The organism is Phreatobacter sp., assembly GCF_016793595.1.
Taxonomy (GTDB): Bacteria; Pseudomonadota; Alphaproteobacteria; order Rhizobiales; family Phreatobacteraceae; genus Phreatobacter.
Window position 1 is genome coordinate 105,035 of the sequence record NZ_JAEULY010000002.1, and the last position, 21,719, is coordinate 126,753.

At 68.0% G+C, this 21,719-nt stretch carries 20 protein-coding genes; 16 read left to right on the plus strand and 4 right to left on the minus strand.

What is annotated here, in order from left to right; translation table 11 throughout:
• Nucleotide 1: 1 nt before the first annotated feature.
• The gene (locus JNK84_RS01115; protein ID WP_293419483.1) at nucleotides 2-2,083 is read left to right on the plus strand and encodes an OmpA family protein; all 2,082 of its coding nucleotides are present in this window, start codon (nucleotides 2-4) and stop codon (nucleotides 2,081-2,083) included.
• Nucleotides 2,084-2,094: 11 nt separating this feature from the next.
• Complete coding sequence (locus JNK84_RS01120) at nucleotides 2,095-2,901, plus strand: hypothetical protein (RefSeq protein WP_293419486.1); 807 nt, start codon at nucleotides 2,095-2,097, stop codon at nucleotides 2,899-2,901.
• 297 nt (nucleotides 2,902-3,198) lie between these two features.
• Here JNK84_RS01120 and JNK84_RS01125 read toward each other — a convergent pair whose 3' ends face one another.
• Both JNK84_RS01125 and flhA read right to left on the minus strand, forming a co-directional pair.
• Entirely contained in the window at nucleotides 3,199-3,612 is a 414-nt protein-coding gene (locus JNK84_RS01125; protein WP_293419489.1) for a tautomerase family protein, read from the minus strand.
• A 113-nt stretch (nucleotides 3,613-3,725) separates the two neighbouring features.
• Nucleotides 3,726-5,852, minus strand: coding sequence for a flagellar biosynthesis protein FlhA (gene flhA / locus JNK84_RS01130; protein WP_293419492.1), 2,127 nt, complete (start codon nucleotides 5,850-5,852; stop codon nucleotides 3,726-3,728).
• A gap of 298 nt (nucleotides 5,853-6,150) precedes the next feature.
• Between flhA and JNK84_RS01135 the strand changes: the two genes are divergently transcribed.
• The 9 genes from JNK84_RS01135 (at nucleotide 6,151) to JNK84_RS01175 (ending at nucleotide 14,946) form a co-directional block, all read left to right on the plus strand.
• Nucleotides 6,151-6,528 carry a hypothetical protein gene (locus JNK84_RS01135; protein ID WP_293419495.1) on the plus strand — a complete coding sequence of 126 codons (378 nt, stop codon included), beginning with the start codon at nucleotides 6,151-6,153 and terminating at the stop codon, nucleotides 6,526-6,528.
• Between the two features lie 132 nt (nucleotides 6,529-6,660).
• The gene (fliF, locus tag JNK84_RS01140; protein ID WP_293419498.1) at nucleotides 6,661-8,316 is read left to right on the plus strand and encodes a flagellar basal-body MS-ring/collar protein FliF; all 1,656 of its coding nucleotides are present in this window, start codon (nucleotides 6,661-6,663) and stop codon (nucleotides 8,314-8,316) included.
• A complete protein-coding gene (fliG, locus tag JNK84_RS01145) occupies nucleotides 8,313-9,398 on the plus strand; it encodes a flagellar motor switch protein FliG (protein ID WP_293419501.1) in 1,086 nt (361 codons plus the stop codon). Before fliF ends, fliG begins: the two co-directional genes overlap by 4 nt.
• A gap of 1 nt (nucleotide 9,399) precedes the next feature.
• The gene (gene fliH, locus JNK84_RS01150) at nucleotides 9,400-10,041 is read left to right on the plus strand and encodes a FliH/SctL family protein (RefSeq protein WP_293419504.1); all 642 of its coding nucleotides are present in this window, start codon (nucleotides 9,400-9,402) and stop codon (nucleotides 10,039-10,041) included.
• Between the two features lie 50 nt (nucleotides 10,042-10,091).
• Nucleotides 10,092-10,400, plus strand: a complete 309-nt coding sequence (gene fliN / locus JNK84_RS01155; RefSeq protein WP_441343193.1) for a flagellar motor switch protein FliN — start codon at nucleotides 10,092-10,094, stop codon at nucleotides 10,398-10,400.
• A 13-nt stretch (nucleotides 10,401-10,413) separates the two neighbouring features.
• Nucleotides 10,414-11,793 (plus strand): sigma-54-dependent transcriptional regulator FlbD, encoded by a 1,380-nt coding sequence (flbD, locus tag JNK84_RS01160; protein WP_293419510.1) that lies wholly within the window; start codon nucleotides 10,414-10,416, stop codon nucleotides 11,791-11,793.
• A 102-nt stretch (nucleotides 11,794-11,895) separates the two neighbouring features.
• Nucleotides 11,896-12,900, plus strand: coding sequence for an NAD(P)H-dependent flavin oxidoreductase (locus tag JNK84_RS01165; protein ID WP_293419513.1), 1,005 nt, complete (start codon nucleotides 11,896-11,898; stop codon nucleotides 12,898-12,900).
• Between the two features lie 107 nt (nucleotides 12,901-13,007).
• Nucleotides 13,008-13,808 carry a DUF2189 domain-containing protein gene (locus JNK84_RS01170; protein ID WP_293419516.1) on the plus strand — a complete coding sequence of 267 codons (801 nt, stop codon included), beginning with the start codon at nucleotides 13,008-13,010 and terminating at the stop codon, nucleotides 13,806-13,808.
• Nucleotides 13,809-13,899: 91 nt separating this feature from the next.
• Nucleotides 13,900-14,946: an ABC transporter substrate-binding protein gene (locus JNK84_RS01175; RefSeq protein ID WP_441343190.1), complete on the plus strand. Its 1,047-nt coding sequence runs from the start codon at nucleotides 13,900-13,902 to the stop codon at nucleotides 14,944-14,946.
• 17 nt (nucleotides 14,947-14,963) lie between these two features.
• On the opposite strand, the gene JNK84_RS01180 is transcribed toward JNK84_RS01175, so the two are convergent.
• On the minus strand, nucleotides 14,964-15,890 hold the full coding sequence (locus tag JNK84_RS01180; RefSeq protein ID WP_293419519.1) for a polysaccharide deacetylase family protein: 927 nt from the start codon (nucleotides 15,888-15,890) through the stop codon (nucleotides 14,964-14,966).
• A gap of 170 nt (nucleotides 15,891-16,060) precedes the next feature.
• Here JNK84_RS01180 and JNK84_RS01185 point away from each other — a divergent pair, with 170 nt between their 5' ends.
• Entirely contained in the window at nucleotides 16,061-17,032 is a 972-nt protein-coding gene (locus JNK84_RS01185) for a D-2-hydroxyacid dehydrogenase (protein ID WP_293419522.1), read from the plus strand.
• 96 nt (nucleotides 17,033-17,128) lie between these two features.
• Entirely contained in the window at nucleotides 17,129-18,076 is a 948-nt protein-coding gene (locus JNK84_RS01190) for an alpha/beta hydrolase family esterase (protein WP_293419525.1), read from the plus strand.
• A 5-nt stretch (nucleotides 18,077-18,081) separates the two neighbouring features.
• On the opposite strand, the gene JNK84_RS01195 is transcribed toward JNK84_RS01190, so the two are convergent.
• Entirely contained in the window at nucleotides 18,082-18,585 is a 504-nt protein-coding gene (locus tag JNK84_RS01195) for a YHS domain-containing (seleno)protein (RefSeq protein WP_293420341.1), read from the minus strand.
• Between the two features lie 193 nt (nucleotides 18,586-18,778).
• Between JNK84_RS01195 and JNK84_RS01200 the strand changes: the two genes are divergently transcribed.
• The 3 genes from JNK84_RS01200 (at nucleotide 18,779) to JNK84_RS01210 (ending at nucleotide 21,653) form a co-directional block, all read left to right on the plus strand.
• Nucleotides 18,779-19,378, plus strand: coding sequence for a DUF1134 domain-containing protein (locus JNK84_RS01200; RefSeq protein ID WP_293419528.1), 600 nt, complete (start codon nucleotides 18,779-18,781; stop codon nucleotides 19,376-19,378).
• An 80-nt stretch (nucleotides 19,379-19,458) separates the two neighbouring features.
• Nucleotides 19,459-20,907 (plus strand): hypothetical protein, encoded by a 1,449-nt coding sequence (locus JNK84_RS01205; RefSeq protein WP_293419531.1) that lies wholly within the window; start codon nucleotides 19,459-19,461, stop codon nucleotides 20,905-20,907.
• Between the two features lie 65 nt (nucleotides 20,908-20,972).
• Complete coding sequence (locus JNK84_RS01210; protein WP_293419534.1) at nucleotides 20,973-21,653, plus strand: glutathione S-transferase family protein; 681 nt, start codon at nucleotides 20,973-20,975, stop codon at nucleotides 21,651-21,653.
• The last annotated feature ends 66 nt before the right edge of the window (nucleotides 21,654-21,719 follow it).

The window sequence follows — 21,719 nt, forward strand, 5'->3', positions numbered from 1 at the left end:
CATGTTGCATCAGCCGCGTCGATGGCTTCCCGGGCTCGTACCCCTTGCGCTGCTTGCCGGCGGTTCGCTGTGGTGGAAACAGGCCGACATCGAACGCGACCTGTCGCAGCGGTCCCGCGATGCGATTACCGCCTCCGGTTCGACCATCGACGGCAAGCCATGGGCGACCGTGACCGCGCTCGGCCGCGACGTCGTGGTCGCCGGCGATGCCCCGGCCGACGGCGCCGGCATCGGGGCTGCCGCGACCGCGCTCCAGCAGCGCGGCGTCCGGCAGGCGATTGCCGATACCGATCTTATTCCGGCCGCCGATCCGTTCGGATGGTCGGCGCGGCGGGAGGGCCAGACCATCACGCTGTCGGGGCAGGTGGCTCCGGAAGGGGCGCGTGAACGGCTCGTCGAGGCGGCCCGGCGCGCGGTTCCCGGCGGCGAGGTCAGCGACCTGATGACCACCGCGCGGGGCGTGCCGGCCGGTGCGGCCGCCGCTGGCATACTCGGCATCGAACAGCTCGGCCGCGTCGCCAGCGGTTCGGCGACACTTGCGGGGAACGCCTTCCGCTTCACGGGCAATGCGGCCGATGCCGCGGCGCAGGCGGCTGTGACGGCGGCGCTCGCCAACCTGCCGCAGGGCATTGCCCGTGGCGGGGTCAATCTCGTCATTCCCGGCGCGGCGACAACCGAGCAGGCGCCTGCGCCCGCCGCGATCCTGCCGGTCGCGCCGACGCCGCCAGCTCCTCCGACGCCGCCGCCCGCTGTCGCCGACTGGAGCGCCGTGCGCGGACAGGACGGTTCGCTGCTGCTGTCCGGCATGGTCGCGTCCGAAGAGGCGCGCCGCCGCATCATCGATGCGGCCATGGCTTCGACGACAGGCCCGGTGATCGACGCCATGGACGTCGCCGCGGGCCTGCCGGCCAATGTCGAGGCCAAGGCCCTCGCGGCGCTGAAGCAGCTCGAGGGCCTGGCGACCGGCACCGCCAGGATCGCCGGCACGACCTTCTCCTTCTCCGGCGTGGCTGCGACGCCCGCCGCCTTCGACAGTCTCGCGGCCGCGATCCGCAGCAGCACGAGCGACGGCTTCTCGTTGGGCGAACTGATCGTCGCGCCGCCGCGCATCGATCCCTTCACCTGGAGCGCGCGCAAGGGCGAGGGCGCGATCACGCTCATGGGTTTTGCGCCGTCGGAGGCCGAGAAGGCCGCTGTGCTGGCGGAGACGAACCGGATCGCCGGGGGTCTGCGGGTCGTCGACCAGATGCGCGTCGCCTCGGGCTTTCCGAGCGGCGTCGAGTTCGGTCCGCTGAGCAGAGCGGCGCTGGCGCAGCTCGGACGCCTCACAGAAGGCTCCGCCCAGCTCATCGGCAACCGGTTGACTCTCGCTGGCCGGGCGCCTGATGCCGCAACCTCGATGGCGGTTCGGCAGGCTCTTGCCGAACTGCGCGCACCGATTGCGGCCGTTGCGGATCTGTCACTGCCAGCCGCGGAGATTCCAGCGCCGGTTGCGACGCCGCCACTTTCCGCCGACCTGATGCCTCCGCCGCCCCGCGTCGAAGCCATGGCGCCACCCGTCGCGGACCTGCCGCTGCCGGCGGTGCCGCCGCTTGCGCCTGCTCCGCCGCCACCGGCAGCAGCCCCCGCGCCGCCGGCTGCGAGCGCGCCCGCGCCAACGCCTCCGCCCGTCGCTGCGGCTCCACCTCCCGCTCCGGTCTCGGCGCCGCGCCCGAACTGTTCCGCGATCATGCAGACCGCGCTGGAAGGCGACCGCATCCTGTTCGACTACTGGAAGGCCGAGCAACGCTCCGAGCACGCCGCCGTCCTCGACCGGCTGGCCACCGCGCTGAAGCGCTGCGCTCCGGACGAGCGGATCGAGGTCGCCGGCCATGCCGATCTCCACAACCGGACGAACCAGAACCAGAAGCTGTCCGAGGAGCGCGCCGCGCTGATGCGGAGCGAACTCGTGCGGCGCGGCGTCTCCGCCGCCATGCTCGACGCGGTCGGCTATGCCGAGACGCGGCCGATTGCGCCGAGCCATTCCGACGAGAGCCGCGCGCTGAACCGGCGCGTCGAGTTCCACGTGCGGCCGCGCGGCTGAGGGAGAGGGTCATGATCTATCTCGCACAGACCTTCGCCCTGCCGCTCGCCGCGGCGCTGATCGGCGGCCTGATCGTCGGCTGGATCACGTCGGACAAGGACGACGAGGGGCCGAGCGGCTGGGCCGCGCTGGCCATCACGCTGTTTGCGCTGATGGTGGTGGCCTCGGCGCTGAAATGGCTGCCGGGACGCCCTGGGCTCTGGCTCGACACGGCCATCCTGTTCTCGGCCGCCTATCTGCTCGGCTGCATCGCCGGGGCCTTCGCGCGCGTCTTCACCGACAGGGTGGAAGACGCCGTGAGCGAGCCGCTGACGGCGGTCGCCGAGGGCGCTCAGGCTTTCGCTTCGACCATGGAGCCGGTCAAGGCGGCGGCGACGGCCGTCTCGGACGTTGCACGTGCTGTTACGGCACGGGCGGAGAATGCGCCTTCCGCGGCGCCCCAGCGGGCCGCCGAAGCGCCGCGCGCGCCGACCGGTGCCGCGGCTTCGGCCGAGGCCATGGCGGAAGGCACGAAGCCCGCAGGACTGGAGACAGCGCGCGGTAACAAGCCAGACGAACTTGAACTGATCCGCGGGGTCGGCCCGCAGAACGAGGCGCGGCTCCATGCCCTGGGCATCTGGCACTTCGACCAGATCGCCGCCTGGACGCCGAAGGAGGCGCAATGGGTGGGCGGTTATCTCGCCTTTCCCGGACGGATCGAACGCGAGGACTGGATCGGGCAGGCCAAGGTTCTGGCGACCGGCGGCTCGACGGACCATGCCGACAAGGTCAGGCGCGGCGAGATCGCGAGCACGCGGGACGAGCCGCCCCGGAGCTGACGAACCGGCATCCGCAATTGAAGAAGGCCCCGGCGTCGTCCGCCGGGGCCTTTCTCGTATCGTCCGGTTCAGGCGTCAGGTGAAGTAATGGACGCCTACGGCGATGATCAGCACCCAGACCACGAAGTTGGCGGTCAGCGTGAACGCGACGGCCTGCGTCGGAGACATTCGGAACCTCATCGATGCGGTCTTCCTTGTCGGTCGACCCCTTCCCGACGCCATGCATAGCCGAACCGTGTGGCCAGTCGATGAAAGGATGAAGGGAGGGTTAATCCGGCGTCCCGCGGCGGGGCCGGATCAGGCTGCCCGGGACAGCCGCCCGGCAATGTAGCGATGCTCCTGTGTCAGCCCGCCGAAACCATAGGCCTCGGCGCGGACGTCATGGACATAGACGTAGCTTTCCGGGTGGAGCTCACCGATGAGATCGCCCATGGCGGCGAAGACCGCGGCCACATAGGCAGCCTTCTCGTCCTTGGTGTTGGTGCCATCGACGACCTTGATGTCGAGGAAGAACGAGGACTTGCGCTGCTCGGCGAGAGAGGCGCCGCCGACGAACCAGCGGTCGGCCGGCACCTGCTCCACGGTGACAGCAGTCAGCTGCGGGTTCTTGCGGAGCACGTCCGTGGTGATGCGGACGGCTGCCTCGGCGATGCGTGCGGGCAGATGCCGGTCGGCGGAAGCGGACGAGAACTTGATCTGGATGATGGGCATGACGTGCTCCTGAACAGCCCGGGGGTGGGTTGTCCGAGAGATTTCGTCATCGCCACATGGGAAACAATGGCGGATTGATATGCTTCAGTTGTGCAAATATTGAAAAGATATTGTCAGATGCTACCGACGGTCTTCAGCCGCATGCGCGGGTGGATTTCGGCCTGGCTGAGCACGGGGGTCTGCGAGCGGAAACGCTCGACGATGGAGCGAACGAAGGGCCGGATGCCGGGGCTGGTCAGCAGGACGGGTGCCTCGCCCATGCGGGCCGCGTCCTCGAAGGCATCGCGCACCAGCATGATGAATTCCGACAGCTTGGACGGCTGCATGGCCAGCTGGCGATCGTCGCCCTGGCCGACGATGGAATCGGCGAAGGCCTGTTCCCAGGCCGGTGACAGCGCAATGAGCGCGAGCGAGCCGTCCATGCCGGTATATTGCGCGCAGAGCTGGCGGGCGAGGCGCGAGCGCACGTGCTCGGCGATCTGGACCGGCGAACGGGTGAACGACACGGCCTCGGCGACGCCTTCGAGGATCGAGGGCAGGTCGCGGATCGAGACGCGCTCGGTGAGCAGCACCTGGAGGACGCGCTGCAGGCCAGACATGGTGATCTGGTTCGGGACGAGGTCCTTGAGCAGCTCTGCCTGATCCTTCGGCAGCTCCTTCACCAGCTTCTGGACCTCGCCGTAGCTGAGCAGGTCGGCGACATTGGCCTTGAGGATCTCGGTGAGGTGCGTCGAGAGCACTGTCGCCGCGTCGACGACCGTATAGCCGCGCACGCTCGCCTCTTCCTTCAACGCGGCATCGACCCAGGTGGCCGGCAGCCCGAAGGTCGGCTCGGTCGTGTGGACGCCGGGTAGATCGACCTGCGCGCCCGAAGGGTCCATGACCATGAACTGCAGCGGCCAGATCTGGCCCTGTCCCGATTCAACCTCCTTGACGCGGATGATGTACTGGTTCGGCGGCAGCTGGACGTTGTCGAGGATGCGCACCGAGGGCATGACGAAGCCCATGTCGGAGGCGAGCTGGCGGCGCAGCGCCTTGATCTGATCCGTCAGCCGGTCCGAGCCGCCCTCCGATTGCACGAGGGGAAGGAGGCCGTAGCCGAGCTCGATCTTGAGATCGTCGATCTTGAGGATCGACGAGATCGGCTCCTCGGCCGGCGGGGCTGCGGCAGCCGCGGCCTCGGCCGCCTCGGTCATGGCGGCCGTCTCCGCGACGCGCCTAGCCTCCTGTCCGAGGGAATAGGCGGCATAGCCGGCGAGGCCCGCAAGGCCTGCGAAGGGGATGAACGGAATGCCCGGCAGCAGCGCCATGGCGGCCATGACGCCGGCGGAGAGGCCGAGCGCCTTCGGATAGCCGGTGAGCTGCTTGATCATCGCCTGATCGGCCGAGCCGGTGACGCCGGCCTTGGAGACGAGCAGGCCGGCGGCGGTCGAGATGATCAGCGCGGGAATCTGGCTGACGAGACCGTCGCCGACGGTGAGGATCGTGTAGGTGCGCGCGGCCTCGAGGAACGGCATGCCCTGCTGGGCGACGCCGATGATGAGACCCGCGATGACGTTGATGAAGGTGATGAGCAGGCCGGCGATTGCGTCGCCCTTCACGAATTTCGAGGCGCCGTCCATGGCACCGTAGAAGGCGCTCTCGTCTTCGAGGTCCTTGCGCCGCGTCCTGGCGGTCTTCTCATCGATCAGGCCGGCCGAGAGGTCGGCATCGATCGCCATCTGTTTGCCGGGCATGGCGTCGAGGGAGAAACGCGCCGCGACCTCCGCGATGCGGCCGGAGCCCTTGGTGATGACGATGAAATTCACGATCACCAGGATCGCGAAGACGATGATCCCGATGACGAACGAGCCGCCCATCACGAAATTGCCGAAGGCCTCGATGACATGGCCCGCGGCGGAGGTGCCCTCGTGGCCGTGCGAGAGGATGAGGCGCGTTGATGCCAGATTCAGCGACAGGCGCAGCATCGTCGAGATGAGCAGGATCGTCGGGAAGGACGAGAACTCCAACGGCTTGTGGATGAACAGCGCCGTCATCAGGATCATGACGGAGGAGATGATCGATACCGCCAGCATCATGTCCAGCAGCAGCGGCGGCATCGGGAAGATCAGGATGACCAGGATGCCGATGACGCCCGTGGCCATCCACAGGTCCGGACGGCGCAGCCATCCGCCGACCGTTCCGGCGGAGAATCCGCCAGAAGCCCGTCCTGCCGTGGCGCCCGCCGTGACGTCGGTCATGCTCATCCTGTTCGGCCGCTCGCGGATATGAACGGCACCCGGCAAGAATTGCCGCGCGGATGGTTAACGGGTCGTTACCGACGGGCACGGCCGGCATGCAATGACGGAGGTCGGTGACGCGCGCCTCAATTCGCCGCGCTCCGGCGGCCGAGACGGCAGGTTAGGGGGCGTCGGTTTCCTCCCCCGCGCCGGGCCGCTTCCCGTGACCGGCTTTTTCGACGACAGCGACGTGCGGCTGTGAGCGCCTCGCGAGTGCACGCGGGCGTGCTATAGCGAGGACAGCATCTTGGATGGACGCATGAGCAGCTTTCGCCTGACCGGCCCTGGCGGCACGCCCGGAGGGCTGATCCCCTTCTTCGTCGGCTTCGGCATGACGGTCGCAGGAGCCTGGCTCCTGACCAACCAGGTGACGGTGTCGGGCGGCTCGTGGACCCTGGGCGGCTATTCGGCTTTCGGGCTGTCGCTGGTGCCGATCCTCGCCGGGATCGGCATGCTGTTCTTCGACGGCTCGTCGCGGGCGGGATTCCTGCTCCTCTTCGCCGGGATCGTTATCGTTCTTGCCGGAATCCTGACCAATCTGACGATCTATTTCGTGCCGACCAGCCTGTTCAACACGCTGATGATGCTGGCCCTGCTCGCCGGCGGTATCGGCCTGGTGTTGCGCTCCCTGCGATGAAGGGCGGAGAAATCGTCTGTCTGACCCGAAACGTTCACGCGCGTTAACCATCCGGTAACCACCCACCCGGCAAATCTTGCCCAGCGGATCGGCGGCAAGCCGCTTCGCGATGGGCAGAGGGCTGGTGGCGTCTTGAACGGCATCCTGGAGTTCCTGAAAAATCTCGGCGCGGCGCGCATCGCGGCCATGGGCGCGGTCGCGCTCGGGCTCGTCGGTTTCTTCGTCTACATCATCCTGCGCATGAGCCAGCCGCAGATGGCGCTGCTGTTCTCTGATCTGACGCTGGAGGATTCCGCGCAGATCGTGAAGGAGCTTGAGCGCCGGCAGGTGCGCTTCCAACTCCGCCAGGATGGCGCCCAGGTTTTCGTGGCGCAGGAACAGGTCGCGCGCGTCCGCCTGCAACTCGCCGAAACCGGCATGCCGCGCGGCGGCGGGGTCGGCTACGAGATTTTCGACAAGGGCGACGCCCTGTCCTCCACCTCCTTCGTCCAGAACATGAATCAGCTGCGCGCGCTGGAGGGCGAGCTCGCCCGCACCATCCGCGGCATCGAGCGCGTGCAGACGGCGCGCGTCCATCTGGTCATGCCCGAGCGCGCGCTGTTCTCCCGCGAGCGGACCGAGCCCTCGGCCTCCATCGTCCTGCGTGTTCGCGGCGGGCTGGAGCCGCAGCAGATCCGCGCCGTGCGCCACCTTGTCGCCTCGGCGGTCCGCGGCCTCTCGCCCCAGCGCATCTCCATCGTCGATGAGAGCGGCCGCCTGCTCGCCGACGGCGCCGGCGATGCCGCCGGGATGATGGGCACCAGCATCGACGAGCGCCGCGCGTCGCAGGAGCGGCATCTGCGCGAGCAGGTCGAGAGCATCATCGCCTCGGTGGTCGGGCCGGGTCGGGCGCGGGTGCGCGTCGCCGCCGACATGGACTTCAACCGCATCACCCAGACCTCCGACGACTTCGATCCCGAGCGCCGCGTCGTGCGCTCGACCCAGACGCGCGAGGAGCAGTCGAGCTCCGGCGAGGGCCGCGACGGTCAGGTCTCCGTCGGCAACGAACTGCCGGGCGCGAACCAGACCACGCCCCAGCAGCAGAACGCCTCGCGCGAGGCCAGCCGCAAGTCCGAGGAGACCGTCAACTACGAGATCGCCCGGACGCAGCGTACGGAAGTCACCGAGGGCGGCCGCATCAAGCGCGTCTCGGTGGCCGTGCTGGTCGATGGCATCTATGCCCGCGACGCGCAGGGCAACGTCAACTACCAGCCCCGGCCCGCCGAGGAACTGGAGCGCATCGGCGCGCTGGTGCGTTCGGCGATCGGTTTCGACCAGCGTCGCGGCGACCAGGTCGAGATCGTCAACCTGCGCTTCGCCGAAGCGCCGCAGCTGGCCGCGCCGGAAGCACCGAAGCCCTGGTGGATGATCTATGACCTGACCAAGGAAGACGTGCGCTATGCCATCGAGCTCGTCGTCCTGCTCATCGTCTCGCTGCTGGTCATGCTGTTCGTGGTGCGCCCGCTGCTCCGCCGCATCGTGACGCCCGATCCGCCGCCGGCCCTGCCGGCGCCCGTCAGCCGGGCGGCTTCCAGCGAAGCCGAGGCTGCCGACGAGCGGCCTGCGGTGAAGGCTCCGCCGATCGCACCCGGCATGGAAAGCGCCACGATGAAGATGATCGAGATGGCGCAGATCAAGGGTGAAGTGCATCAGGCCTCGCTCGCCAAGGTCGGCGAGCTGGTCGAGAAGAATCCCCACGAGACGGTCTCGATCATCCGTCAGTGGCTGCATGACGCGGAGGCCAAATGACCATCGCCCAGATCCAGCGCGATGCGGAATTCGGCTCGGCGCTCGCGGCGCTGTCGGCAGACGGTCGCATCAACACCGAGGCGGCGCGCGGTCTCACCGGCCATCAGCGCGCGGCGGTCCTGATGCTGACGCTCGGCGACAAGGTGTCGTCGCGCATATGGAAGCTGCTCGACGACGACGAAATCCGCGTCCTCTCCATCGCCATGTCGCAGCTCGGTACGGTGGAGCCGGAGACGGTCGAGAGCCTGATGCTCGAATTCGTCGGCCGCCTCTCGGCCTCCGGCGGCCTGATGGGCAATTTCGACGCGACCGAGCGTCTGCTGTCGCAGTTCATGCCCTCCGACCGCGTCGCGCTGCTGATGGAGGAGATTCGCGGACCTGCCGGCCGCAACATGTGGGAGAAGCTCTCCAACGTGCAGGAGCAGGTGCTCGCCAACTACCTGAAGAACGAATATCCGCAGACGGTCGCGGTCGTGCTGTCCAAGATCCGGCCGGAACATGCCGGCCGCGTGCTTGCCATCCTGCCCGAGGAGTTCGCGCTCGACGTCGTTGGCCGCATGCTCAAGATGGAGGCGATCCAGAAGGACGTGCTGGAGCGAATCGAGCAGACGCTTCGCACGGAGTTCATGTCCAACCTCTCGCAGACCTCGCGGCGCGACAGCCATGAGGCCATGGCCGAGATTTTCAACTCTTTCGACCGCCAGACCGAGACGCGCTTCATCACCGCGCTGGAGGAGGCGAACCGGGACTCGGCCGAGCGCATCAAGAATCTGATGTTCACCTTCGACGACCTCGCCAAGCTCGATGCCGGCTCGGCGCAGACCCTCGTCCGCCAGGTCGACAAGGACAAGCTCGCCATCGCGCTCAAGGGCGCCAACCAGACGATGCGCGACTTCTTCCTCAGCCAGATGTCGACCCGCGCGGCGAAGATGCTCGCCGACGACATGCAGGCGCTCGGCCCGATGCGCCTGAAGGATGTCGACGAGGCGCAGGCCATGCTGGTCAACCTCGCCAAGGATCTCGCCGCCAAGGGCGAGATCATGATCTCCAAGAACCGCGCCGACGACGAGCTGGTGTTCTGACATGGCGGCACCGGTCAAATTCCTTTTTGATACCGAGTTCGCCGCTGAGGCGAAGCGCGAGGCCGAGCCGAAGGTGACGCTCGCCGAGCACCGGAACCTGATCGCGCTCGCGCGGCAGGAGGGCCAGGCCGCCGGCTTTCTCGCCGGCGAGGCGGAGGCCATGGCCTCGGTCGAGCGGCAGAGGGCCATCGCTTTCGCCGCGATCGGCGACCGCCTGACGGTCGCGGCGGAAGCGCTGCGCGTGCTGGAGGGCCGGCTCGAGCAGGAGGCCATCGACATCGCGGTTGCGGTCGCGGGCAGGCTCGCCGGCGCGCTGACCGCGCGCGAGCCGCTCGCCGAGATCCGCCGGCTGGTCGGCGACTGTTTCGCCAATCTTCGCGGCGTGCCGCATCTCGTCGTCCGCGTTCACGACGACCTGATGGAACAGGCGCGGACTGAATTGACGCGCCTTGCCTCCGAGCGCGGCTTCGAGGGCCGCCTCGTCATTCTCGCCGAGCCGACCATCGCCATCGGCGATTGCCGCATCGAGTGGTCGACCGGCGGCATCATGCTCGATCGCGACGAGATCACCATGCGCATCGCCGAAGCGGTCGAACGCTACGTCGCATCCCATCCGGCCGGAACGTCCGAGGCCCAGTCATGAACGACACCGACAACGGCATGCCCCTGCCGGACCTGGAGAACGACAGCGACATGGGCCTCGTGCCGGGCGCTGGCGCCGGACTGATGCCGGCCGACGATGACGGGCCGGCCAAGGATGCCGCCGATCTCGAGGCGGTCTTCGACGTGCCGGTCCATGTCTCCGCCGTGCTCGGCCGCTCGCGCATGGATGTCGGCGAGCTCCTGAAGCTCGGGCCGGGCACGGTCCTCGAACTCGACCGCAAGGTCGGCGAGGCCATCGACATCTACGTCAACGACCGTCTCGTCGCGCGCGGCGAAGTGGTGCTCGTCGAGGACAAGCTCGGCGTGACCATGACGGAAATCATCAAGGCCGAGCGGTGAAGGATCAGAACCCATGCGCCTCCTGATCGTCGGAACCCTGAAGGGCCAGCTTTCCATCGCCACCAAGATGGCGGTGGACAAGGGCGCGGCCGTCACCAATGCCGAGGACATCGAGACCGCCCTGCGCGTCATGCGCGCGAAAGGCGCGGACCTCGTCATGGTCGAGGTCGCCATGGACATCCGGGCGCTCGTCAAGGCCTTCGCCGACGAGATGATCGCCGTGCCGGTGGTCGCCTGCGGCACGTCGAACGATGCCCGCGCGGCGGTCGCGGCCATCCATGCCGGCGCCAAGGAGTACATCCCGCTGCCGCCGGACCCTGAGCTGATCGCGGCCGTGCTGTCGGCCGTCGCCGATGATGCCAAGCAGCTGATCTACCGCGACGAGGCGATGGCCCGCGTCGTCCAGCTAGCCAATCAGGTGGCCGGCTCGGACGCCTCGATCCTGATCACCGGCGAGAGCGGCACCGGCAAGGAAGTGCTCGCGCGCTACGTTCACGCCAAGTCGAACCGCGCCAAGGCGCCGTTCGTTGCGGTCAATTGCGCGGCGATCCCCGACAACCTGCTCGAAAGCGAGCTGTTCGGCCACGAGAAGGGGGCCTTCACCGGCGCCGTCGCCCGTCGCATCGGCAAGTTCGAGGAGGCCAATGGCGGCACGCTGCTGCTGGACGAGATTTCCGAGATGGATATCCGGCTTCAGTCGAAGCTCCTGCGCGCCATTCAGGAACGGGTCATCGACCGCGTCGGCGGCACCCGGCCCGTGCCGGTCGATATCCGCATCCTCGCGACCTCCAACCGCGCGCTGGCGGAAGAAGTCCGCAAGGGCACGTTCCGCGAGGACCTGCTCTACCGGCTCAACGTCGTGAACCTGAAGCTGCCGCCGCTGCGCGAGCGCCCTGCAGACATCCTCGAACTCGCCGGCCATTTCGCGAAGAAATACGCCGAGGCCAACGGCATGCAAGCCCGCCCGCTCTCGGCCGACGCGCGCCGCCAGCTCACGGTCGCCCGCTGGCCGGGCAATGTCCGGGAGCTGGAAAACACGCTGCACCGCGCGGTGCTGCTGTCCTCGGGGCCGGAGATCGGCGTCGACGCGATCCGCACGCCCGACGGCGCGCGCCTCGACGAGCGCCGCGGGCCCGATCAGGTCGCGGCGCAGGCGGCCATCGCCGCGGAAGCGGTGACGCGCGGCCTCGTCGGGCGGACCGTTGCCGACGTGGAGCGTGACCTGATCCTCGATACGCTCGGCCATACGCTCGGCAACCGGACCCATGCCGCCAACATCCTGGGCATCTCGATCCGCACGCTGCGCAACAAGCTGAACCAGTATGCCGACGAGGGCCACGCCATCACGCCGCCGCCGCAGGGCGAGGCGCGCTATGAGGCGCGCTACGGCTGAGCCCCATCCGTCCTCCGACGGGGCTTCCCCCTTTCCGCGCGATCGGATTTGATGTGACGTGTCGATACACGTCACATCACCGAGCCACGGATCACGCCGCCCATGTCGCTTCCCGCTTCGCTTGCCGGTCGCCTGCAGCTGCCGGTCATCGGCTCGCCGCTGTTCATCGTCTCGAACCCGGATCTGGTCATCGCCCAGTGCAAGGCCGGCATCGTCGGCTCGTTCCCGGCGCTGAACGCCCGGCCCGGCCCGGTCCTCGAAGACTGGCTGAAGCGCATCACCGACGAGCTGGGGGCCTATGACGAGGCCCATCCGAACGCGCCCTCGGCGCCCTTCGCGGTCAATCAGATCGTCCACAAGTCGAACGACCGGCTCATGCACGACGTCGAAATGTGCGTGAAGTACAAGGTGCCCGTGGTCATCACCTCGCTCGGCGCCCGCCCCGAGCTCAACGAGGCGATCCACTCCTACGGCGGCATCACGCTGCATGACATCATCAGCATCACCCATGCCAAGAAGGCGCTGGAGAAAGGCGCCGACGGCCTAATCGCGGTCGCCGCAGGCGCGGGCGGCCATGCCGGCACGCTGTCGCCGATCGCGCTCATCCAGGAGATCCGCGAATTCTTCGACGGGCCGCTGGCCCTGTCCGGGGCCATCGCCTCGGGCCGCGGCATCCTCGCCGCGCAGGCCATGGGCGCCGATGTCGGCTATATCGGCTCCGCCTTCATCGCGACGAAGGAAGCCAATGCCGACGAGGCCTACAAGCGGGCCATCGTCGACGGCACGGCCGGCGACATCGTCTATTCCAACCTGTTCACCGGCGTTCACGGCAACTATCTGCGCGCCTCCATCGTCAATGCCGGCCTCGATCCCGACAACCTGCCGGAAAGCGACCCGTCCAAGATGAGCTTCGGCTCGGGGGGCTCGTCCAAGTCCAAGGCGTGGCGCGACATCTGGGGTTCCGGGCAGGGCATTGGCGCTGTGAAGGCCGTGGAGAGCGCCGGCGACTTCATCGCCCGCCTGAAGCGCGAATATGCGCAGGCCCAGAAGGAGATGGCCGCCGTCAGCGCGTGGCCGCTGCGCGAGGCGCAGCGCCTTGCAAGCTGACCCTCCGGCGGGCTTGACGCGGCCGCCCGCCGCGTCATCCTGAAAGGCATCCCCCCGAACGATGCCGGCCGCGCGCCGGCGGAACGGCCGTGCGCCGGGGGAAGCCCATGACCGAACCGCCATCGCCTGTTGCCGCGCCTCCTTCGCGCGACCCGATCATCCGCGCGGCGACGGTGGGAGATATCAAGGCTTCGCTCGAGAGCGGCTGGAGCGATCTCTGGGCGGCTCCGGCCTACGGGCTGTTCTTCGGAGCGATCTACTGGCTGGGCGGGCTGGCGCTGCTGATCCTGCCCGCCCGCTTCGGCTATGTCTGGGCGGTGTTCCCGCTGGCCGCCGGCTTCGCACTGATCGGTCCCTTCGTCGCGGTCGGCCTCTACGAGGTGTCGCGGCTGCGCGAGCAGCGGCAGACGCCGACATGGCGGGGCGTGCTCGCCACGGTCTGGCGGCAAGGCGGGCGCGAACTGTCGTGGCTCGCCTTCCTCACCATCTTCATCTTCATCATCTGGATGTATCAGGTACGCATGCTCTATGCGCTGTTCTTCGGCTTCGCGACGCTGGACCCCGTCGCCTTCGCCCGCGCCCTGTTCCTGACCGCCGACGGCTGGACCTTCCTCACCGTCGGCACGATCGTCGGCGCGGTGATGGCGCTGGTTACGTTCTCGGTCACGGTCGTGTCCTTTCCGCTCCTGCTCGACCGCGACCTCGATGTCGTCACCGCGATCATCACCTCCGTCCGAGCGGTGCAGGCGAGCCCGGCCGTGATGCTCGGCTGGGGCGCGGTGACGGCCGTCGTCATGTTCCTCGCCATGGCGCCCCTGTTTGCCGGCCTTCTCGTCGTGCTGCCGCTCTGGGGCCACGCGACATGGCACCTCTATCGCCGGCTGGTGAGCTTTCCGCCGCCGGCATGACCGGCCTGCCGCCGTGGCAGGGTTCTTGCCTTGGCCTCTCCCATGATCGACCGGCCACGGTGCCCCGTGGCTGCCATCAGGGAGCACCGCCATGATCTTCTCGAAGGACCTGAGCCGCCGGGCCGTCACTGCCGGCCTCGGTGCCAGCCTGTTCGCGCCGGCCGTCCGCGCGCAGGGCCTCACCACGATCAAGTTCACGCTGGGCTGGAAAACCCAAGGGTCCGACGCGCCCTATTTCGTGGCGCGTGACAAGGGCTACTTCCGCGAGGCCGGCCTCGATGTGGTCATCGATCAGGGTGAGGGCTCGGGCGCGACCGTTACGCGCATCATGGGCGGTGCCTACGAAGCAGGCTTCGGCGACATCAACGCGATCATCCAGAATGCAGCGACCCGGCCGGTCGACACGCCGGTCATGGTCTACCAGATGTGGAACCAGCCGCCCTTCGCCTTCGTCGCCAAGAAATCGAGCGGCATCATCAGCGTGAAGGACCTCGAGGGCCGCAAGCTCGGCGGCGCCCCGGGCACGCCGACGACGCGCCTGCTGCCGGTCTTCGCCAGGGCCAACAATCTCGATCTCGCCAAGCTCGCCGTCACCAGCATGGCGCCGAACCTGCAGGAGCCGATGCTGATTCAGGGGCAGATCGATGCGGCGCTGGTGTTCAACATCACCAGCTACTTCAATCTCGTGCTGAACCGGCAGGACCCGGACAAGGACTTCGTCTGGTTCGCCTTCGGCGACCACGGCCTCGATCTCTATTCCAACGGCATGATGGTGTCGCAGAAGCTCATCCGCGACAATCCGCGCGCGGTGGCGGGCCTCGTCCGCGCCGTCAACAAGGCCAATATCGAGGTAGGGCTCGACCAGAATGTCGGCATGGCGGCGGTCAGGAATTTCGACGGGCTGGTGAACATTCCGGTCGAGAAGCGCCGCCTGCAATATGCCTTCGACAAGCTCATCGTCTCGCCGGAGCTGCGCGAGATTGGCGCGGGCGACGTGAAGGACGACCGCCTGACGCGCGCCATCGGCATGGTCGTGACCGGCTATGAACTGCCGCGCGCGCCGGCCGTAAGCGAGATATTCAACCGCACGTTCCTGCCCCCGCGGGCCGAGCGCGAAATGACCTACAGGATGACGTGAGTGGTCTGCGAGGGGCTTCAGGCCCCTCGCGACCCCGGCACGATGCCCTCCGGCAGGCCCGCCACGTGGTCGGCGATCGCGCCGGCCGTGGTGATCCAGATGTCGTCGCGCCGGGCCGCGATATGCACTAGCGCCCGGCGGAGCTGGCGCAGCCGGTAAGGCTGGCCGACGATGTAGGGATGCAGAGCGATCCCCATGACCAGCGGCATGGCCCGCGACTGATCCAGCATCTCGTCGAACTGGTCGATGATCATGTCGGCGAACTGCGAGGCGGAATCCTTGCGCGCGACGATGGCGGGGATGTCATTCAGCTCCTGCGGGTAGGGCAGCGACAGGATGCGGCCGCCATCGCGGGTCGAAAACCAGATCGGCTGGTCGTCCTGACACCAGTCGAGCAGGTAGGTATAGCCGCCCTCCTTGAGCAGGTCCGGCGTCATGAGGCTCTCTGATATCCAGGGCCCCAGCCAGCCCTTTGGGGCCTTGCCCTCGGCCCCGAGAATGGCGGCTGACGTCTCGTCGATCAGCGCCTTTTCAGACGCCTCGTCGAGCGTGCCCTGTCGTTCGGAATTGGTGCGGCCATGGCCGAGCACCTCGTCGCCGCGCGCGCGGAAGGCGTCCATCACCTCGGGGCAGTAGGCGTAGATCGACGAGTTGACGAGCACCGAGGCGGGAAGCCCAAGTTGGTCGAACAGTTCGATCATGCGCCAGACGCCGACGCGGTTGCCATAGTCGCGCCAGGCGAAGTTGAGCACGTCCGGCTGCGGGCCGCCGGGGGCAAGCTCCGCGCCGAGACCGGTGCCGAAGGCGAAATGCTCGAGATTGATGCCCAGATAGACCGCCAGCCGCTTGCCGCCGGGCCAGTCATAGGCCGGCCGCTGGGTGATAGCGCTGTAACCGTAGCGGCCATGCGAGGGCAGGGACGGGGGGATTGCGTCGGAGATCATGCGCGCCTGTCGGTCATAGGGGCCTTCCGAGGTGCCGGATGGCCGTCCGGCGACGCAAGCCCCGTGCCGGATTGCGCGCGGATGATGTTCGCATGGCGATCATCCCGCATCCCCGATTGCCTTCGTGCGCGCCATGGGGATGATCGGGCGCCCCGCAGACCGGAACCGCCATGACCGCTTTCCCCACCCTTTCGGACATCACCATCGGCTTCGGCCATTCCGCCTACCGCCTCGGTGACGAGTTCGCGCGCCGCAATACCGGCATCCGCTTCGAGGAATTCCGCTCCGCGGCCGATTTCCATGCGCGCATCGGCGAGTTCGACGCTGTCTGCGTCTCGGCCTTCTGGCGTGGCGCGCCGCTGGAGAATGCCGGCAAGCTTCGGTTCATCCAGTCGGTGAGCGCCGGCATCGATGTGTTCGGCCTCGACGCCCTCAGGGCGAGGGGCGTGAAACTCGCCAGCGCCAAGGGCGCCAATGCCAATGCGGTTGCCGAGCACGCGATGGGACTGATCCTCGCCCTGTCGCGCATGATCCACACGGCACGCGACAATCAGGCGAAGAAGCACTGGCGCGGCATGATCGGCGATCCCGCCGCCCGCGAGGACGAAATTACCGGCAAGACACTGCTGATCGTGGGCCTCGGTGGCATCGGCGGGCGCATCGCGCGCTTCGCCAAGGCCTTCGATATGCGCGTCGTCGGCCTCAAGCGCGATACATCGGCGAAGGTCGCGAACGTCGATGCCCTGTTCGGCCCGGCTGAACTCGACCGCGCGCTCGGCGAGGCTGATGTCGTCGTCCTGACCTGCCCGCTGACCACCGAGACGGAAGGGCTGATCAACGCCGCGCGCCTGAAGGCCATGAAGCCGACCGCGCATCTCATCAACTGCGCGCGGGGCAAGGTTGTCGACGAGGATGCGCTGGTCGCGGCGCTCCAGTCCGGGACCATCGCCGCCGCGGGGCTCGACGTGACGCGCGAGGAGCCGTTGCCGGAAGCATCGCCACTCTGGACGATGGAGAACGTGCTCATCACCCCTCATACCGGCGGCGAGACCGCAGCATACGAGAAGCGCGTCATCGACCTTCTGATCGAGAATCTCGGCCACATGGCCCGCGGCGAAGCGCTGGTGAATCAGGTCGTGTGACGATAGGGAACGTCCGGCGTTTTCGCCGGTTGCTTTCCTAGCCGGCTACCTCCCATTCTGGAGCGGGGGACGAATCGCGCCGGCCGGCGAGGGTCCATGGCTGACGTCAATCTGAAGCGTGGCATGGCGCATCTCGCCGCAGCCCTGGCCCTGCTGGCGACGGTCCAGCAGGTATCGGCGCAGAATGCGCGGACCGCCGAATACCAGACCAGCGACGGCAACCGCACGGCGATCATCGTCGATCATGGCCGCAACCGGCCTGCTCCGGTCGTTGTCGTTCTCCACGGCGCGCTCGGCACGTCCGACCAGATCCGCCGCTACATGGCGTGGGACGAGGTCGCCGCCCGCGAAGGTCTGATCGTCGTCTATCCGCAGGGCGTCGCGAACTCCTGGAACGACGGCCGCCCGCCCGATGCGCGGCGCTTCAACCCGGCGAGCCGTGTCGATGATGTCGGGTTCATCCGGCGGATCGTCGGCGAGCTCAACGCGGCCGGCAAGGTCGACAGGCAGCGGGTGTTCATCACCGGCCTGTCGAATGGCGGCCACCTGACCTACCGGCTGATCTGCGAGGCGAACGACCTGTTCGCCGCCGGGGCTGCGATCATCGCCAACCTCTCGGTGATGTGGACGCGCTCATGCGGCGGCCGGCCGATCCCGGTTCTCGTCATGAGCGGCACGGAGGATCGCATCTCGCCGTGGGAGGGGCAGGCGCGGCCGGGCGATGCCGGCGGTCTCACCCTGTCCGCGCCGGAGACATTCGCTTTCTTCCGCGCGCGCAATGGCTGCACGGGCGCGGGCGAAAAGCAGCTGGCGCGGCAGGGAGCGTCCGACAATACGCGGGTGGTGCTGATGGACGGCACCGGTTGCCGCCACGCCACCAGCCTCTACCGGATCGAAGGCGGCGGCCATCAGGCGCCCGCGCGCGCGGGGCGTACGATGCGCCCCCTCGTCGGCGCGATGCTTGGCCAACAGAATCACGACATCGAGGCGGCCGAGGAGATCTGGGCCTTCTTCAAGGAACGCGCGCGTCCCGCAAGCCCGTGAACCCGTCAGGGAACCAGCTGGTTCCTGATCTGCGGCCAGTGCGTTTCGGCCTTCTCGATCACCGCGGCTGGCGCCTCCGCGAAGGTGGCGCGGTTCCTCTCGGAGTGAAAGACGTAGAGCCGCTCGCGGTGGATCAGCCAGACCGAGGGATGGCCGCCGGTCGGAATGCCCTCCGACACGGCGACCGGGTCGTAGCCGCCGAAGCGCGGCTCGTAGACGGCGGGCGCCTGCATGAAGGCGTCGCGGTTGCCCTCGTTGCGGAACCGCCAGGTAGCGCCGGCCCAGGACAGTTCGTAGCTGTCGGCGCCCTGCTGCGGGCCGCCTTCGGTGAAATAGGCGACCGGATCGAAGCCATAGAGCGCCAGCCCGGTCAGACGATCGGTGACGACGCGCTCGGTCGTGGCGGCCCGGGTCGAGGATTCGCTGGTCATCCCGATCAGGACCGCGACGCCTGCATAGAGCGCGGTCACCGCCAGCGTCCAGGCGAGAGGCCGGAAGAATTGCCTCATCACGGACATGTTCATCCTCGAATCTTGCTGAAGTCCCGGTTCTGGACGATGGCCCCAGACAGTAACCAGATCCTTACCCGGAACGCCGAAATTCCGGCCTGGTGACCAAATGGTTACCTTCGCCGCTTAGCATGTCTTGACCATCGGCGCGCCGTCTCGGGCGCCCCTGCCGATCACTTTTCGAGAGGTGACCATGCGTCGTCCTGACTTTCTTGACCGCCGCGCCCTGATCGCGGGTCTTGGCGCGACGGCTGCCGCTGGCCTGTCGCGGCCTGCTCTCGCACAGCGCTCCTACGGCTCCGAATCGCCCCGTACCTTCTCCGGCAACGAGATCGTCGGCGCCGGCCATCGCTTCTTCGGCTCGACGAGCCGGGGCCTTGCCAATCTGGTCGAGCGCGCCACACAGCAATGGGGCCATCCGAGCGCCTATATCCTCGGACAGGAGGGTTCGGGCGCCTTCATCGCCGGCCTTCGCTATGGCGAGGGCATGCTCTACACGAAGAATGGCAACGATTCCAAAGTGTTCTGGCAAGGCCCCTCGCTTGGTTTCGATTTCGGCGGCGACGGTGCGCGGACCATGATGCTGGCCTATCGCGTGCGCGGGGTGGAAGATCTGGAGCGGCGTTTCGTCGGCATCGACGGCTCCGCCTATCTGGTGGGCGGCCTCGGCATGACGGCGCTCGGGTCCGGCAACATGCTGGTCGTTCCAATCCGCACCGGTGTCGGCGCCCGCCTCGGCGTCAATGGCGGCTACCTGAAGTTCACGGGGCGGCCGACCTGGAACCCCTTCTGATCCCGGTGCCGTTTGGCTGAAACGCTGGTGCTTCACGACAGGCCTTGAGCGGCCGCGGCACTATCCGCGGCCGTTCGCGCATGGCAGAACAGGACATCGCATTCGGCGCCCATCCGGAGGGGAGTGGCACGGTCGTGACGATCGAGACCGCCATGGTCTTCGCACTGGGCTTCCTGACGGCGGCGCTCCTGTCGCTCGCCTTCATGGGTGCTGTGTGGCGCCGCGCGGTGCGGCTGACGACGCGGCGGGTCGAGAGTGCGATTCCGCTCTCCATGGCCGAGATCAAGGCCGACAAGGATCAGCTTAGGGCCGACTATGCGCTGGCGGTCAGGCGCGTCGAGATCGAGGCGGAGAAACTGCGCGAGGCCGCCAACGGCCATGTCGTGGAGATCGCTCGCCGCAACGAGCGCATTCGCGACCTCGGCAACGAGCTCGATGCCCGCGCGGCGCGCATCGCCGGTCTGGAAAATGCAAAGGCGGGCGGCGAGGATATGCTGAGGGCGTCCGAAGCGACCGTTGCGGAACTGCGCGCCGGCCTGAAGGAGAGCGGCGAGACGCTCGCCGCGCGCGAGGCGGCCTTCGCCGGGCTCTCCGCGGAGCACAACGCCAGGCTGGCGGAGAATGACGCGCAGCGCGTCGAGATCGTCGCCCTGAGGACACAGGTCGACAACCTGAAGAACCAGACCGCCCAGCTTGGCGCGAGCCTCGCCTCGGCCGAGGCGGATCTCGTCGGTCACAGGCAGTCCTTCGCCGAGGCATCGAACCTTCTGACCGGCGAACGTCAGCGAATTGCCGATGTGCAGGCGAGTTTGAAGAGGGAGACGGAGCTGACGCAGGTTCTGCGCAGCGAGATCGCCGAGATGCGCAAGACGCTCGCCGAAACGGCCACGCTGCTGTCCGGCGAGCGGCGGCGGAACGCCGACTTGCAGGGCGAGGTCAAGTCGGTAGGCAGCAAACTCACTGCGGAGACGAAGCGCGCCGAGAAGCTGCAGGGCGAGGCCGCGGGGCTCAAGGCGGCGACGGCCGAGGCGATCGACAAGGCCGAGCGGGAGCAGCAGGCGCGCGATGCCGCCGAGCGCGCGGGCGCGCGCGTGGAGGCCGACCGGGATCGCCTGAAAACCGAGATATCGGCGCTGAAACAGTCGAGCGCGGAGACGAGCCGGACGCTCCAGATCGCGGCCGAGACCGCCAAGGCCGAGAAGATGGTGCTGGAGGGCTCGCTCGCGCAGGCGCGCGAAGACCGCACCCGCATCCAGAGGGAGGTGTCCGTCCTCGCGCGCGCGGCCGAGGGCGCCGCCGCGCGCGACGGCAAGGAGGCCCGCGCGCTCGGCGAGCGGATCGACCAGATCGCCATCGACGTCGCGCGCGTGACCGCCGTGCTCGAAGGGCCGGGCTCGCGGATCGAGGAAATCCTCGACAGCTACCAGGGCGCGCCGGGCAGCGGGCGCAAACGCCCTGCCGACCTGCCGCTCGCCGACCGCATCCGCGCGGTCCTCGACGCGTCGCGCCGCAACGAGGCGGCCGAATAGCCTGCTGACAGTCTGCTGCCCGCCGCTGGCTATCCTCCGGTTTCGACGGATGCTGGAGGACAGGCGTGGCGGCAGATGTGGCGATACGGCTCTATTCCGGCCCCTTGAGCATGTTCGGCGCCAAGGCCGAGATCGCGCTCGCCGAGAAGGGCATTCTCTTCGAACTGGTGATGGTGCCGTTCACGATGGCGCGGCTCTACGAGCCGAAGCACCCGGAGGTGCTACGGATCAACCCGAAGCGCCAGGTGCCAGTGCTGATCCATGGCGGCCTCGAGATTGCCGATTCCACGCAGATCTTCGAATATCTGGAAGACCTGCGACCGGACCCGCCGCTCTGGCCGCGCTCGGTCGAGGTGCGCGCGCGGGCGCGACAGATCGAGATGCTGTCGGACGAGGTCTATTTCCCCCACATCGTCAGACTGTTCGGCCTTCAGGATGCGCCGGCCGATCCGGTCACGATCGCAGCCAGGGAGGGCGCCGCAGCCTTCTACGACCGACTGGAGGCGGCGATCGGCGACAAGGCCCATCTTGCCGGCGATTTCAGCTATGCCGACATAGCCTTCTACATGGCACAGACTTTCGGTGAGCGCATGGGCGCGCCCATCGGTGCGGGCTGCCCGCGGCTACTCGCTTGGCGCGGCCGGATGGGCGGGCGGCCTGCGGTTCGCAAGGTCGCCGGTGCGATGGGGCGCTATCTCGTCGGCGAGGGCCGGACCTTGCCGGCATTCCTCGCTGCCTTGACGTGAGGCACCGGCAGGAAAACGCCCCGTCCGCGACAGGGGGGAAGCGCGGACAGGGCGTGGCGACGGCCG

Excerpts from the sequence above, each read along its gene's own strand:
- JNK84_RS01115 (WP_293419483.1), top strand. The coding sequence starts at position 2 with ATGTTGCATCAGCCGCGTCGATGGCTTCCCGGGCTCGTACCCCTTGCG.
- JNK84_RS01120 (WP_293419486.1), top strand. The coding sequence starts at position 2,095 with ATGATCTATCTCGCACAGACCTTCGCCCTGCCGCTCGCCGCGGCGCTG.
- JNK84_RS01125 (WP_293419489.1), bottom strand. The coding sequence starts at position 3,612 with ATGCCCATCATCCAGATCAAGTTCTCGTCCGCTTCCGCCGACCGGCAT.
- flhA (WP_293419492.1), bottom strand. The coding sequence starts at position 5,852 with ATGACCGACGTCACGGCGGGCGCCACGGCAGGACGGGCTTCTGGCGGA.
- JNK84_RS01135 (WP_293419495.1), top strand. The coding sequence starts at position 6,151 with ATGAGCAGCTTTCGCCTGACCGGCCCTGGCGGCACGCCCGGAGGGCTG.
- fliG (WP_293419501.1), top strand. The coding sequence starts at position 8,313 with ATGACCATCGCCCAGATCCAGCGCGATGCGGAATTCGGCTCGGCGCTC.
- fliH (WP_293419504.1), top strand. The coding sequence starts at position 9,400 with ATGGCGGCACCGGTCAAATTCCTTTTTGATACCGAGTTCGCCGCTGAG.
- fliN (WP_441343193.1), top strand. The coding sequence starts at position 10,092 with ATGGGCCTCGTGCCGGGCGCTGGCGCCGGACTGATGCCGGCCGACGAT.
- flbD (WP_293419510.1), top strand. The coding sequence starts at position 10,414 with ATGCGCCTCCTGATCGTCGGAACCCTGAAGGGCCAGCTTTCCATCGCC.
- JNK84_RS01165 (WP_293419513.1), top strand. The coding sequence starts at position 11,896 with ATGTCGCTTCCCGCTTCGCTTGCCGGTCGCCTGCAGCTGCCGGTCATC.
- JNK84_RS01170 (WP_293419516.1), top strand. The coding sequence starts at position 13,008 with ATGACCGAACCGCCATCGCCTGTTGCCGCGCCTCCTTCGCGCGACCCG.
- JNK84_RS01175 (WP_441343190.1), top strand. The coding sequence starts at position 13,900 with ATGATCTTCTCGAAGGACCTGAGCCGCCGGGCCGTCACTGCCGGCCTC.
- JNK84_RS01180 (WP_293419519.1), bottom strand. The coding sequence starts at position 15,890 with ATGATCTCCGACGCAATCCCCCCGTCCCTGCCCTCGCATGGCCGCTAC.
- JNK84_RS01185 (WP_293419522.1), top strand. The coding sequence starts at position 16,061 with ATGACCGCTTTCCCCACCCTTTCGGACATCACCATCGGCTTCGGCCAT.
- JNK84_RS01190 (WP_293419525.1), top strand. The coding sequence starts at position 17,129 with ATGGCTGACGTCAATCTGAAGCGTGGCATGGCGCATCTCGCCGCAGCC.
- JNK84_RS01195 (WP_293420341.1), bottom strand. The coding sequence starts at position 18,585 with ATGAGGCAATTCTTCCGGCCTCTCGCCTGGACGCTGGCGGTGACCGCG.
- JNK84_RS01200 (WP_293419528.1), top strand. The coding sequence starts at position 18,779 with ATGCGTCGTCCTGACTTTCTTGACCGCCGCGCCCTGATCGCGGGTCTT.
- JNK84_RS01205 (WP_293419531.1), top strand. The coding sequence starts at position 19,459 with ATGGCAGAACAGGACATCGCATTCGGCGCCCATCCGGAGGGGAGTGGC.